The sequence below is a fragment of the Nonomuraea sp. NPDC059007 genome (assembly GCF_042740555.1).
GTDB lineage: Bacteria > Actinomycetota > Actinomycetes > Streptosporangiales > Streptosporangiaceae > Nonomuraea.
The window spans coordinates 233,403-246,595 of sequence record NZ_JBHYJD010000012.1 but is presented as its reverse complement, the minus strand read 5'-3'; the positions used below and the strand labels follow the sequence as shown (position 1 = coordinate 246,595).

The 13,193-nt window shown below is 69.9% G+C and carries 9 protein-coding genes and 2 riboswitches; of the genes, 1 reads left to right on the top strand and 8 read right to left on the bottom strand.

Annotated features, from left to right (window positions below):
* Positions 1-77 precede the first annotated feature (77 nt).
* Positions 78-176, bottom strand: a riboswitch (glycine riboswitch).
* A gap of 27 nt (positions 177-203) precedes the next feature.
* From ACFWY5_RS22300 to ACFWY5_RS22265, 8 genes are all read right to left on the bottom strand, one after another.
* On the bottom strand, positions 204-1,637 hold the full coding sequence (locus ACFWY5_RS22300; RefSeq protein WP_379633992.1) for a cation:proton antiporter: 1,434 nt from the start codon (positions 1,635-1,637) through the stop codon (positions 204-206).
* 324 nt (positions 1,638-1,961) lie between these two features.
* On the bottom strand, positions 1,962-3,632 hold the full coding sequence (locus ACFWY5_RS22295; RefSeq protein ID WP_379633990.1) for a M28 family peptidase: 1,671 nt from the start codon (positions 3,630-3,632) through the stop codon (positions 1,962-1,964).
* Positions 3,629-5,908, bottom strand: a complete 2,280-nt coding sequence (locus ACFWY5_RS22290; protein WP_379633988.1) for a M4 family metallopeptidase — start codon at positions 5,906-5,908, stop codon at positions 3,629-3,631. The genes ACFWY5_RS22295 and ACFWY5_RS22290 overlap by 4 nt, the downstream gene beginning before the upstream one ends.
* An 87-nt stretch (positions 5,909-5,995) precedes the next feature.
* The gene (locus ACFWY5_RS22285; RefSeq protein ID WP_379609224.1) at positions 5,996-6,952 is read right to left on the bottom strand and encodes a LysR family transcriptional regulator; all 957 of its coding nucleotides are present in this window, start codon (positions 6,950-6,952) and stop codon (positions 5,996-5,998) included.
* A gap of 545 nt (positions 6,953-7,497) precedes the next feature.
* Positions 7,498-8,205, bottom strand: coding sequence for a gamma-glutamyl-gamma-aminobutyrate hydrolase family protein (locus tag ACFWY5_RS22280; RefSeq protein ID WP_379609226.1), 708 nt, complete (start codon positions 8,203-8,205; stop codon positions 7,498-7,500).
* A 574-nt stretch (positions 8,206-8,779) separates the two neighbouring features.
* Positions 8,780-9,544, bottom strand: a complete 765-nt coding sequence (locus ACFWY5_RS22275; RefSeq protein WP_379609353.1) for a 3-oxoacyl-ACP reductase — start codon at positions 9,542-9,544, stop codon at positions 8,780-8,782.
* Positions 9,545-9,546: 2 nt separating this feature from the next.
* On the bottom strand, positions 9,547-10,890 hold the full coding sequence (locus ACFWY5_RS22270; protein WP_379633986.1) for an aldehyde dehydrogenase family protein: 1,344 nt from the start codon (positions 10,888-10,890) through the stop codon (positions 9,547-9,549).
* A 9-nt stretch (positions 10,891-10,899) separates the two neighbouring features.
* Positions 10,900-12,258, bottom strand: coding sequence for a glutamine synthetase family protein (locus tag ACFWY5_RS22265; protein ID WP_379609228.1), 1,359 nt, complete (start codon positions 12,256-12,258; stop codon positions 10,900-10,902).
* Positions 12,259-12,383: 125 nt separating this feature from the next.
* Here ACFWY5_RS22265 and ACFWY5_RS22260 point away from each other — a divergent pair, with 125 nt between their 5' ends.
* A complete protein-coding gene (locus tag ACFWY5_RS22260; protein WP_379609354.1) occupies positions 12,384-13,088 on the top strand; it encodes a FadR/GntR family transcriptional regulator in 705 nt (234 codons plus the stop codon).
* A 14-nt stretch (positions 13,089-13,102) separates the two neighbouring features.
* Positions 13,103-13,186, top strand: a riboswitch (ZMP/ZTP riboswitch).
* The last annotated feature ends 7 nt before the right edge of the window (positions 13,187-13,193 follow it).

Below are 13,193 nucleotides of genomic sequence, written 5' to 3'. Positions count from 1 at the left end.
GATGCCTGAGAGCTTCGCCCGGGTTTTGCCGGACTTTCACCTTCGGCGAGGCCCGGAGGCCTGCTTTCCAGAGGCACCTCGCCCGAGCGGTCCTTTGCCTTGAGAGGTTCGCGGGGAGGGCTTGCTCCTTCAGGGGCTCTGACCGGATTGTCAGAACGCTCTCCCGCACGGGTTCACCGGTGTCTCCAACCAGCCTAGTGCCGTCACGGGGGTGTTGTCGCGTGTGGATCGCGCCAATCGATCTCTTCCGTGAGCTTGTGCAGGGTTGTGGCGCCGATGCGGCCTTCGGTGTACATCTGGCCGAGCGTCTCGCGCTGCGCCCTGGCGAGCTCGTCGCGCAGGTCGTGCGGGGCGCCGGCGTTCGCCTCGACCGCGAGCAACTGCCGCTGCGCCCACAACGTGCCGGTGTCGAGCCGGTGGGAGATCTGGTCGAGCCTGCGCATCGCCGCCGCGGCCGCCGCCTGCCGCGCCCGCGCCTCCTCCTCCGGCGCCGCGACACCCCCACTCTCCGGTACGGCGGCGCGGCACGTGAGCAGGGCGAACCCGCTGACCAGCACCACCGAGGCGGCGGCGAAGATCAACGCGTCCTGGGCGGGCAGCGCGGGGATGGCCAGCGCGATGGCCAGCGTCGAGGCCCCGCGGGTGCCGCCCAGGGTGAGGGCCCGGACGTTGTGCCGGTCGACGGCCAGCGCGAACGCCAGCCGTACCAGCAAAGTCGCGCCCAGCAGAGCCGCGGTGACCAGCAGGACCGTCGTGAGCGGCAGGCCGGAGTGTGAGCCGCCCAAATCGCGTAGCTGGAGCCCGAGCAGGACCGCGAGCGTGCCGCCGAGCAGGAACGTCAGCACCTGCCAGGTGATCCGCTCGGTGGCCCGCGCGGGGGTGTGGAAGAGGCGGCCGCGCGCCCCGACGTAGAAGCCGGCGGCGGTGACGGCGAGCGGGCCGGACAGTCCGAGCTTGCTCGCGCTGATCTCGGCGACGAACGGCGTGGCCAGCGAGAGCACGATCAGCGTTCCCGAGTCGGCCAGGCGGCGGCGCAACTGCACGACGACCCAGCCGAGCGCGAGGCCCGCGAGCGCGCCGCCGGCGATCGCCCCGGCCAGTTGCAGCGCGGCCACGGAGACGGTCTCGGGACGTTTGAGCTGCTCAAGCCCGATGGCGAGCAGCACGACCGCGACGCCCTCGTTGATCAGGCTCTCGCCGCGCAGCACGGTGAGCACGCGCTCCGGCGCGCCGAGCCGGTCGAGGACGAGTGCCTGGGTGGGCGCGAAGGCGGCGCCGACGGTCAGCGCGGCGCCCCACGGCAGGCCCGGGAGCAGCAGATGCGCCACGAGGGTGACGGCGCCGGCGGTGGCGAGGGTGAGCCCGACGCCGAGGAACATGATCGGCCGCCAGGCGGCGCGCGACTCGCGGGGCGCGCTGCGCGTGGTGGCGTGGTGGTAGAGCAGGGGCGGGATGAGCACGGTCAGCACGACGTACGGGTCCATCGACACGACCGGCACCCAGGGCAGGATTCCCACGAGCATGCCGAGCAGGACCAGGAACGGCAGGGGCGGCAGCCTCCATCTCGTGCTGAGAAAGCGGGCCAGCACGATCGAGACGGCGACGAGCGCGGCGATGATCACCAGGTCGCTGGACAAAAGCTCGGGCTCCCTCCTGAGGGGGATCGGATCCGGACAACGGTGGCGAGCCTATGGGGGATATGTCCGGAAAAATCCGAGCTTGGTGCGTGAGGTGATCAGTGTTTGCCTAGAGGTTCGGGGGCCCTGCGTGTCGCTTGCCGGGTGTTTAACCGGATATTTCGGGACTTTGCGGGGCGTGTGACTCAACGCATAGCGCGGCCGGCCGTCCCCCCGGATGAACGGCCGGCCACGGGGTGTGGCCGGGAACCTGGCACACCCCAGCGGTTCCCGGCCACGTCTGTACGACCGGCGCCTGGCGGGACGCCGGCCGTACATGCTCCTCTAGAGGCGCTGCCAGAGCGCGGGTGTGCCGGGCGGCTCCCAGCCGGGCAGGCTCGTGTGGCTCTGCAGGCACCGGTAGTTGGTGCCCTGGTAGCTCACGGTCGTGCCGGCCGTGTAGGAGGTGTACGGCGCCCATTCGTTGCCGGTGCTGCCCACGGTCAGGGTGAACGTGGCCGAGCGGTCCGTGCTGGTGCCGTCGCCGTTGAGCGTGATCGGATAGGTGCCGGCGGCGACCGAGGAGGTCGTCGCGATCGACACCGCGGAGGTCTGGCCCGCCGAGATGGTGGCCGGGTTGAAGCTCACCGTCACGCCCTGGGGAGCTCCGGAGGCCGTCAGCGCGATCTGCTGGGCCTGGCCGGAGGTGACCTGGGTGTTGACGGTGGCGTTCGCGCTGCCGCCGGGCTGGACAGAGGCGGACGCCGGGCTGACCGAGAACGAGTAGTCGTTCTGGACCTGCCCGATCGTCAGGTTGAAGGCGGTCGAACGGTCGCTGTCGGCGCCGTCACCGTTGAGGGCGATCTGGTAGCTACCGTTCGCCGCCGCCGCTGACGCCGCGACCGTGACCGTCGAGGACTGGCCCGCCGTGATCGTCTGCGGGCTGAAGGAGACGGTCACCCCGGCCGGGACACTGCCGGCGGAGAGGCTGACCTGCTGCGCCTGGCCGGAGGTGACCGTCGTGGTGAGCGTCGTCGTCGCCGACTGGCCGGGCTGGAGGGTTGCCGAGGCCGGGCTCACCGCGATGGAGTAATCGTTCGGCTGCGCCTGGCCGACGGCCAGGGTCCACAGCGCGTGCGCGGCCGCGTCGGCGTTGCGGTCGAGCGCGGTCGTGTTGATGTTGGACGGGTAGGTGTCGCAGGCCGAGTGGTAGCAGCGGTCGAACGACTGGTTGGCCTGACCGCCCCACTTGGCGGCCTGGGCGGCCGTCTTGCGCTCGCTCGCCCCGGTGAAGACGCCGCCGACGCGTACGCCGGCGTTCTTGAACGAGGCGTGGTCGCTGCGTCCGTCGCCGATGCGCTCCGGCTCCGTCTGCACGCCGATCGAGGTGTAGTAGTCGTTGAACAGCCGCTGCAGGGCCACGTCGTCGTCATAGACGAAGTAGCCGGGGTTGGGCGAGCCGGTCATGTCGAAGTTGAGGTACGCCTCGACGCCCGCCGCACCCCCGTTCTGCACGTAGTACCGGGAGCCGATCAATCCCTGCTCCTCGGCACCCCACCAGCCGAACCGGACGTGCTTGGTCACCGTCGGCCGCTGGCTGGCCAGGGTCAGGGCGATCTCCAGCAGGGCCGAGGAGCCCGAGCCGTTGTCGTTGATCCCCGGACCGGCGGCGACGCTGTCCAGGTGGGCGCCGAGCATGATGGTCTGGTTGGTCGGGCCACCCGGCCAGTCGGCGATGAGATTGCTGCCGCCGCTGAAGGTCTGGATCCGGGTGGTGTATCCGGCCGCGTCCAGCTTGCCCTTGATGTAGTTGACCGAGGCGTTGTACCCGGGCCGTCCTGAGGCCCGGTTACCGCCGTTGGCCGTGGCGATCGACTGGAGCTGGCTGAGGTGGGCTGTCACGTTCGCGACCGGGATGTTGGGCGGCGCGACAGCCTGAGCGCTCGTGGCGCCGGCGAGGGGGGCCAGGGCGGCCACCACGATGGTGACCAGCCCTGACACTAGGAGTTTCTTCACAGCGGCTGCCAGAGTGCGAGCACGTTCGGCGGCTCCCAGCCGGGCAGGCTGGTGTGGCTCTGCCGGCAGCGGTAGCTGGCGCCCTGGTAGGTGACGACCTGGCCGACCGTGTAGGAGGTGTACGGCGCCCATTCGGTGCCGGTGCTACCCACGGTCAGCGTGTAGGTGGCCGTCTTGCTGCCACTGGTGCCGGCGCCGGTGAGCGTGATCGGGTAGGACCCCGCCGCGACACTGGAGGTCGTGGCGACGGTCACCTGAGAGCTCTGGCCGGCGGTGACGGTGGCCGGGCTGAAGGTCACCGTCACGCCCGAGGGCTGGCCGCTGGCCGACAGCGCGACCTGCTGAGCGGAGCCGCTGGTCACCGTCGTGTTGATGGTGGTCTGAGCGGAACCGCCCGGCTGAGTCGAGCCGGACGCCGGGCTGACCGCGAACGAGAAGTCGTCCTGGACCTGCCCGATCGTGAGGTTGTAGGTGGCGTTCTTGTCGACGGCGGTGCCGTCAGCGGTCACCTGTACGGCGTGGCCGCCCACGGGGCTGCCCGCCGAGGTCGACAGGGTCAGCGTCGAGGTCTGGCCGGCGGTGATCGTGGCCGGGTTGAACTGGGCCGTCACACCACTGGGCAGCGTGCCGGCGCGCAGCGTGATCTGCTGGGCGTTGCCGCTGGTCACCGTGGTCCTGACCGTGGTGGTCACGCTGTCGCCCGGGTCGGCCTGGCCGGCGGCCGGGTCGAGGGAGAGCGAGAAGTCGTCGGTCGGGGCGGTGCACGTCGGCTCGCCGGACTGGGCGCCCAGGCGGATGCCGTCGAAGGCGGCCTTCACCACGTTGAACTCGGCGCAGCTACCGGGCCACAGCTCCTTGGCGGCCTGCAGCGCGGCCACCCGGACCTTGGTGTGCGTCCACGGGGACGTCTTCTTGTTCAGCGTGGTCATGAAGACCTGGGCGGCCTTGCGGATGCCGATGCCGACGATCGCCGGGCCGTTGTCGCAGCGGGTGCTGGCGGGCTTGCCCTGCGGGTTGGTGCCCTCGGACATCAGGTAGAACCAGTGGTTCTGCGGGCCGGCTCCGGCGTGCACCTCGGGGAAGGACCCCGGGGTGTAGCAGTTCGGGTGGCCGAGAGCCGACGGGTTGTACATGTTGCGGATCGGGCCGCCGCCGAGCGCGGGCTCCTCGCCGACCAGGTAGTCCGGCGGGTCGTTCGGGTTGTTGGCGTAGTGCTCGGTCACGGCGCCGAAGATGTCACCGGTGGACTCGTTCAGGCCGCCGGCCTCGTTGCCGGAGCCCGCGCCGCCGGGCGTGGTCTGGAAGATGGCGTGGCCGTACTCGTGGCCGACGACGTCCATCGAGACCAGGTTCTTGCGCGCGGCGCCGCTGGCGCCGTTGTGGCCGTAGTTGGTGTACGAGCCGTTCCAGAAGGCGTTGGCCTGGGCCAGGCCGACCCGGGCCGGGAAGCCGCCGCCGGAGCCGTTGATGCCGTTGCGGCCGACCCACTCCCGGAGCATGTCCCATTCCTTCTGGACTCCGTAGAGGACGTCGACGCAGGCGGTCGGCAGGTCGGTGGCGCCGCCGTTGCCCCAGGGGCTGGAGCCGGTGAAGGCGGAGCCGTTCTGGCCGCCGCACTGGATGCCGCGGCGGTTGGGGTCGACCATCGAGGTGGCCTGGGTGTCGATGGTGACGGTCCCGACGTAGTGGGACCGGCCCTCGGCGGCCTTGAACAGCTCGACCTCGTCGATGACCGCGCCGGTCAGCGCGTCGACGTAGACGGTCCGGTTGTTGGACGGGCCGGTGACGGTGGTCGCGTACGCCAGCCGCGGGGTCTTGCTCGCGGCGTGGACGACCAGCGACGGCGCGCTGACGCTGTCCACCTTCTTGATCCGTGCCTGCGACGTGGCGGCGGCGGTGGCCGCGCTCACCTTGGCCTTGGTGCCGACGTTGATGACGGCTTGCTGGCCGGTGGTGATGTCGCTGACCGACTGGCCGGAGGCGTCCGTGGTGACGACGACCTCGCCGCCGTAGACGGGCAGGCCCTTGTGGGTGCGCGAGTAGGTCAGGAACTGCAGACCGTTCGCGCCGGGGGTGTTGGCCTGGAGGTGGTATGCGTCGTCCTGCGCGGTACGCAGGGAGGGGGCGTAAGCAGCAAGCGCGCCCTGCGCCGAGGTGACGGCGCTCTTGGCCTCACTTGGAGTTGGGGGATCTTGTCCGGCCTGCGCCGCCTGGGGTACCAGGGCCAGCGCCAGCGCGACTAACGCGGCGGCCGACAGTTTGAGCTTGGGGTTCACTCTCGTGGCTCCTTGGGGGGTGTGAATCTGGCTGGAGTCAACCCCAAGCTGACATCGGGGGCTCACGGACCGTAACCCCACAATTTGTCATAACGTCACACTATGGGCGCCATGTCGCCGCAGCCACGCGTTGTATGTGGGGTTGCGCATGGCCTCCGACCAATAGGTCTTGGTGACCGCCTGGACGAGGTCCTTGGCGTGCGGAGCCAGCGCTCCGTGCTCGGTCCAGCCGATCAGGTGACGCATCTTCATCGGCGACCCGACCAGCGGCCGGATCACGATGCCGTCCCGCGCCGGGCTCGTGGCCTGGAACAATCCGACGCAGCGGCCCTCCGCGATCAGGTCCAGCGCGACGCTCAGGTCCACCTTGAACCCGACCATCGGCGAGAACCCGTGATCGGCGCACGCGGTCCAGAAATGCTCGCGCGGCCCCGACTCCAGCAGCGCGTGCTGCGCCCACTGCTCCTTGGCGAGATCCGCCAGATCGATCTCGTCGTGTGCCGCCAGAGGGTGACTGGCCGTCAACCCCACGAAGACCGGCTCGATCGCGATCTCGGCGTAGACGGCGCCCTGGGGCGGTTGCAGTTCGTGACCGGGATAGTCGTCCAGGGTGGCCAGCTCGATGCGTTCCGACTCCAGCAGTCCGGGCAACACCTCGGTCGTCTCTTCGGTACGAAGGCTGATCTCGGCCTCTGGTAACAGGCGGCGTAACGCCTTGGCCGCGTAGATGGCCAGCCGGGTGAGGGCGCAGCCGACGCGGATGGTGTCGCGCTCGTCCCGCGCGTGGCGCCGGGCGTCACGCGCTAGGTCGTCGAAGGCGGGTAAGACGGAACGCGACCTCAACAGCAGCCAGCGGCCTAAGGGAGTGGGCGTCGTCCCTTCGCGGCCCCGCTCGAACAGCGGGCCGCCGAACTGCCGCTCGATGCGGCGCAGCTGCGCTGCGAGCGCGGGCTGGGACATCCCGAGCGACGTCGCCGCCTTGGAGATGCTCCCGGTGTCCGCGATCGCACATACGACTCTGAGATGCCGGACCTCGAGCTCCACACTCTGAGAGTAAAAGTAAAGAAGCTTTCCAGTAAGACCCAATTCGGAATTCGCTGCTGACCTGGCGTTCATGGGCCCGACATGACCGTGCCGTGGGGTGTTCTACCTCGTGGTCTATCGGGATGGGGTCGATCGCGGCTTTTGCGGTGGATCGTGACGGCCGACTTGACAGCCACGCTCTGCGGACCGGACAGGGGCGGGTGAAGACGCCGAGGGGGTACGGCCGGGGCGGCCCGAGACGGGATCGCGACCCCGGGATTCCCTGGACCGGTGGCGCCCGCAAGGGGTGGTGCCGAGGGGCGGGTCTCCGGCAGCGCCGCTCACCGTTCCGGTCGGGTCTACGGCTGCACCGCTCACCCTCACGCCCCTGTCTCTGGCAACACGGCTCGCCATCGCAGACATCCCTCCGGCGCCGCCCCTCACAGTGCTACCCGGCCCCGCCCGAGACCGGGTTGCCGACATGGGTGCTGGTCGGCTCGTGGCTGGGTGTGGGTGTGGGTGTGGGTGTGGGGTCGGTGATCGGGTTGGCGTGTTGGGTGGTGGGGTCAGGGGGTGGGGTGGGTGGCGGCGGTGGTCAGGGCGTGGAAGAGGGCGGGGTCGGTGCCGGCCTCGGGGTGCCATTGGACGGCCACGGCGAAGGGGTGGGCGTCCAGTTCGATGGCCTCGATGGTGTTGTCCTCCGCGCGGGCGCTCACGGTCAGGCCGGTGCCCAGGCGGTTGACGGCCTGGTGGTGGTAGTGGGGGACGTTGAGCGGGTCCTGGCCGAGGATCTTGGCCAGGCGGGTGCCGGGTTCGGTGTGGACGGGCAGGTGTCCGAACGTGCCCGGCGCGGGGGAGTGGCCCTCGTGGCCGGTCACGTCGGGCAGGTGCTGGTGGAGGGAACCGCCGAGGCTGACGTTGAGAACCTGGAGCCCCCGGCATATGCCGAGGAAGGGCAGCCCGGCCTCCAGGGCTGTGGACATCAGGGCGAACTCCGCTTCATCACGAAATTTCCGGATGTAGCCGACGCGGTCGTGGGCGGGCTCGTCGTATCGGGCGGGGTCGATGTCGCCGCCTCCGGCCACGATGAGGCCGTCCAGGCGGGTGACGAGCTCGGCGGGGTCGCCGGCCGGGGGCAGGATGACAGGCTGACCACCGGCCGCCGCCACCTGCTCCACGTACATGTACGGCAGCAGCGCCGTGTCCATCTCCCACACGGTGAACCGCGCGGGCTCCACGTAACAGGTGATCCCGATGACGGGCCGCATGCTCATACCTCCATCCTCATCCATCCGCCTGCCCACCCGGGAAGCCGGTCAACACACCGCGCGAGCGGCATCTCGCTCCGGGAGCGGGGCGAGGTGTGTGTCACGCGTGTGGCCTGCCAACCCCACGGCGGGCTAGGCAGGTCACACGCGTGGCCTCTCGCCCCCGAGGCGAGCGAGGCCGGTCGCGCGTGTGGCCCCTCGCCCCCGGTGGTCGGTGGGCGAGGTGTGTCGTGTGTGGCCCGCCGACCCCGGGGCGGGTGATTTGTGTAGCGCGTGTGGTGCGACACCCCCGGGCCGGGCGGGTCGTGTGTGGTCAGCGGGCCACGGGGTCGGGGCGCGGCGTGTCGCGCGTGTGGCCGGCTGGCCGTGGGAGTGGGTCGGCGTGGGTCGTCGCGGCGGCCCGCCCCGCGCGGCCGCCTGCCGTGGCCCTGGAGTGCCGCCCGCCCCGTGCGGCGGGCGGCGGGGGCGGTGGCTTGCCGTAACGGATCAAAGGCCCCTAAGAGATCAAAAGCCCTTGAGAGATCAAAAGTCCTTAAGCGATCGAGAGGTCCGTAACGGATCGAGACATCAACGAAAGAGATCAGAACGGGGTAACATACGCGCCGGAGATGCCGCCGTCGACGAGGAACTCCGAGCCCGTGATGAAGCTGGCGTCGTCGCTGGCCAGGAAAGCGACCGCGGCGGCGATCTCGGTGGCCTCGGCGAAGCGGCCGACCGGGATGTGGACCAGGCGGCGCTGGGCGCGCTCGGGGTCCTTCGCGAACAGTTCCTGCAGCAGTGGGGTGTTGACCGGCCCGGGGCACAGGGCGTTGACGCGGATGCCCTCGCGGGCGAACTGCACCCCGAGTTCGCGCGACATCGCCAGCACGCCGCCCTTGGAGGCGGTATACGAGATCTGCGAGGTCGCCGAGCCCATCACGGCCACGAACGAGGCGGTGTTGACGATGGAGCCCTTGCCCTGCCGCCGCATGTAGGGGATGACGTGCTTGCAACAGAGGTACACGCTGGTGAGGTTGACCTCCTGCACGCGCCGCCAGGCGTCGATGCCGGTCTCCAGGATGGAGTCGTCGTCCGGCGGGGAGATGCCGGCGTTGTTGAAGGCGATGTCCACGCTGCCGTAGGTGTCGAAGGCGGTCCGGTACATGCGGGCGACGTCCTCGTCGCTGGTCACGTCGGCCTTGACGAAGATCCCGCCGACCTCCTCCGCGGCCTTCTTGCCGGCCTCCTCGTCGATGTCGACGCAGACCACCCGGGCGCCCTCCTCGGCGAACCTGCGCGCCGTGGCCAGCCCGATCCCGCTGCCCGCACCGGTGATGACGGCGACGCGGTCCTGCAAACGCTGCATGTTCATGACTCCCAGGAGATGAAAACGTTTTTGGTCTCGGTGAAGGCGCTGAGGGCGTCGGGGCCGAGTTCGCGGCCCAGGCCCGACTGCTTGAAGCCGCCGAACGGGGTCCAGTAGCGCACCGACGAGTGCGAGTTGACCGACAGGTTGCCCGCCTCGACCGCGCGCGCCACCCGCAGCGCGCGGCCGACGTCGCGGGTCCAGATGGACCCGCTCAGGCCGTAGGGGGTGTCATTGGCGATACGTACGGCGTCCGCCTCGTCCCGGAAGGCCACCACCGACACCACGGGCCCGAAGATCTCCTCGGTGAACGCGCGGTCGGTGACCCGCGAGGTGAGCACGGTGGGCGGGAACCAGTAGCCGGGCCCGTCCGGACAGGCGCCCTGCAAGTGCGGCTCGGCGACGAACCCGCGTACCCGCTCCAGATGCTCTGCGCTGATCAGCGGGCCCATCTCGGTGCTCTCGTCGAGGGGGTCGCCGACCTTCACATCCAGTACGGCGGCGCCCAGCCTCTCCAGGAACTCCTCATACACGGTGTGCTCGACCAGGATGCGCGATCGGGCGCAGCAGTCCTGCCCGGAGTTATCGAAGACGGCATACGGCGCGGTTTTCGCCGCTTTTTCGAGATCGGAGTCCTGGAAGACGATATTTGCGGACTTGCCACCCAGCTCCAGCGTCAGCCGCTTCACCTGGCCCGCCGCCTTGGCGGCGATCTCCTTGCCCACCTCGGTCGAGCCGGTAAAAACGATTTTGGCGACGTCCGGATGCTCGACCAGCCGGGCGCCGGCGACCTCCCCGGCCCCGGGCAGCACCTGCAGCACGCCCTCCGGCAGGCCCGCCTCCAGAGCCAGCTCGGCCAGCCGCAGCGCCGTCATCGGCGTCCACTCGGCCGGCTTCACGATCACGGTGTTCCCGGCCGCGAGCGCGGGCGCGACGCCCCAGGTCATGACGACCATGGGGAAGTTCCACGGCACGATCACGCCCACGACGCCCAGCGGCTCGTGGAAGGTGACGTCCACGCCGCCCGGCACGGGGATCTGCAGGCCGTGGTGGCGTTCCGGGGCGCCCGCGTAGAAGTGCAGCACGTCGCGGACGTTGCCGGCCTCCCAGCGGGCGTTGCCGATCGTGTGGCCGGCGTTGGCGACCTCCAGCTGGGCCAGTTCCTCGCCATGGCGGTCCACCAGGCCGGCGAACCGGCGCAGCAGCCTGGCCCGGTCGCCCGGCGCCACCTCGCGCCAGCTCGCGTACGCCCGCTTGGCACGCTCCACGGCCCGGTCGATCTCGGCCGCGTCGGCGAGGTCGACCTCGGCCACCACGGCTTCGGAGGCCGGATTGATGATCTTCATGCTGGTCCCTTACAAACGTTCGAAGCCGCGGAACATTTCCCAGTCGGTGACCGCCGCGTCGAAGGCGGCCAGCTCGACGCGCGCGTTGTTGGCGTAGTGGGCCACGACGTCCTCGCCGAAGGACTCCCTGGCCAGCTTCGAGCCCTCGAACAGGGCGAGCGCGTCGCGCAGCGTGTGTGGCACGGTCTCGGCGCCGGAGGTGTAGGCGTTGCCGGTGAAGGCGTCCTCGAGTTCGAGCTCATGGTCGATGCCGTGCAGACCGGCCGCGATCAGCGCGGAGACGGCCAGGTAGGGGTTGACGTCGCCGCCGGGCACCCGGTTCTCCACGCGCAGCGAGTGGCCGTGGCCGACCAGGCGCAACGAGCAGGTGCGGTTGTCCACGCCCCATTTGACGGCGGTCGGGGCGAAGCTGCCGGGCACGTACCGCTTGTAGGAGTTGATGTTCGGCGCGTAGAAGAGCGTGAGCTCGCGCATGAAGGCGAGCTGGCCGGCGATGAAGCGGGCGCCCAGCTCGGACATGCCATGGGGTCCGTCTCCGGCCATCACCGGCTCGTCGGCGCTGCCACGCAGGCTGATGTGGATGTGGCAGGAGTTGCCCTCGCGCTGGTTCGGCTTGGCCATGAAGGTGATCGAGCGGCCCTCCTGGGCGGCGATCTCCTTGGAGCCGGTCTTGTAGATCGAGTGGTTGTCGCAGGTCTTCAGCGCCTCGTCGAAGCGGAACGCGATCTCGTGCTGGCCGAGGTTGCACTCGCCCTTGGCCGACTCCACATACAGCCCCGCGCCCTCCATCTCGCGCCGGATCCGGCGCAGGAGCGGCTCGATGCGGGCGGTGCCGAGCAGGGAGTAGTCGACGTTATAGAGGTTCGCGGGGGACATGTCGCGATATCCGCGCTTCCACGCCTGCTCATAGGAGTCCTCATAGACGCAGAACTCCAGCTCGGTGCCGACGAACGCGCGCAGGCCGCGCTCGTCCAGGCGGGCGAGCTGCCTGCGCAGGATCTGCCGGGGGGAGGCGGTCACATCGGTGTCGTCCTCCCAGGTCAGATCGGCCATGAGCAGAGCGGTGCCCTCCTGCCAGGGGATCCGTCTGAGTGTCGAGAGATCCGGTTTCATGACGAAGTCGCCATACCCGCGTTCCCACGACGACATCGCGTAGCCCTCGACGGTGTTCATGTCCACGTCCACCGCGAGCAGGTAGTTGCAGCCCTCGGAGCCGTGCCGCAGCACCTCCTCCAGGAAGAACCGCGCCGACAGCCGCTTTCCCTGCAATCTGCCCTGCATGTCGGCGACGGCGAGCAATACGGTGTCTATGCGCCCAGCAGCAACTTCGTCCCGCAGGTCGGAAACGGACAACAATCCGGTGCTCACGTGAGGATGCTCCGATCTGGCCACGGCGGTTTCCCGTTGATTGGGCTAGTGTTAGACCATTGAGGTCCATGGCGGGATCGATTGTCAAGGCCCTGTGGCGGTGGGGGGAGCGAAGCGTGAACCCGTTGACGGTGCTGCGCCCCGTGCGCGCTGGCAATGCGTTCGAGGAGACCGTGGAGCGGTTGCTCCAGGCCATCAAGCTGGGCGTCGTCGCGCCCGGCGAGAAGCTCCCGCCGGAACGCGAGCTCGCCGTCCAGCTCGGCATCAGCCGGGTGACGCTGCGCGAGGCCATCCGCGCCCTGCAGGACTCCGGTTTTCTCGATGTACGGCGCGGCCGTTACGGCGGCGCCTTCGTCACCTATGTCCCGCCGCAACCCGGCACCGGAGCCCTGCGCAAGGTCGTCGCCGACATGGGCAACGACGACCTCTCCGACGCCCTCACCTTCCGCATGGCCGTGGAGTGCGGCGCGGCGCAGGTGCTGGCCACGACCTCGCTCGACGAGGATCGCCGCCGGATCCTGCGCGCCCGCCTGGACGACCTCAACGCCGCCAGGCCCGGGGAGTACCGCCGCCTCGACACCGCCTTCCACCTGGCGATCGCCGAGCTGACCGGCTCCCCGCTGCTGGCCGCCGCCTGCGCCGACGCCCGGCTGCGGGTCAGCGACCTGCTCAACGCCATCCCGATGCTCCAGGTCAACATCGATCACGCGGCCACCCAGCACGAGGCCATTGTGGCGGCGATCCTGTCCGGAGATCCGGAGGCGGCGCGGCGTGCCGTGTCAGAGCATCTGGAGGGCACCGCGGCACTCCTGCGCGGCTTCCTGTCCTGAGCCTTCTGGCATCCTAGAAGGAGCGCGACTGGCGGCACAGAGGATGGAATCGACCATCGGGGAGCTCGTCGTGGAAGCCGACCGCCTGGGCGACCACGTTGCGAG

What these genes read in the sequence shown, in the direction of transcription:
- ACFWY5_RS22275 (WP_379609353.1), bottom strand. Translation starts at nt 9,544, where the DNA reads ATGCAGCGTTTGCAGGACCGCGTCGCCGTCATCACCGGTGCGGGCAGC.
- ACFWY5_RS22270 (WP_379633986.1), bottom strand. Translation starts at nt 10,890, where the DNA reads ATGAAGATCATCAATCCGGCCTCCGAAGCCGTGGTGGCCGAGGTCGAC.
- ACFWY5_RS22280 (WP_379609226.1), bottom strand. Translation starts at nt 8,205, where the DNA reads ATGAGCATGCGGCCCGTCATCGGGATCACCTGTTACGTGGAGCCCGCG.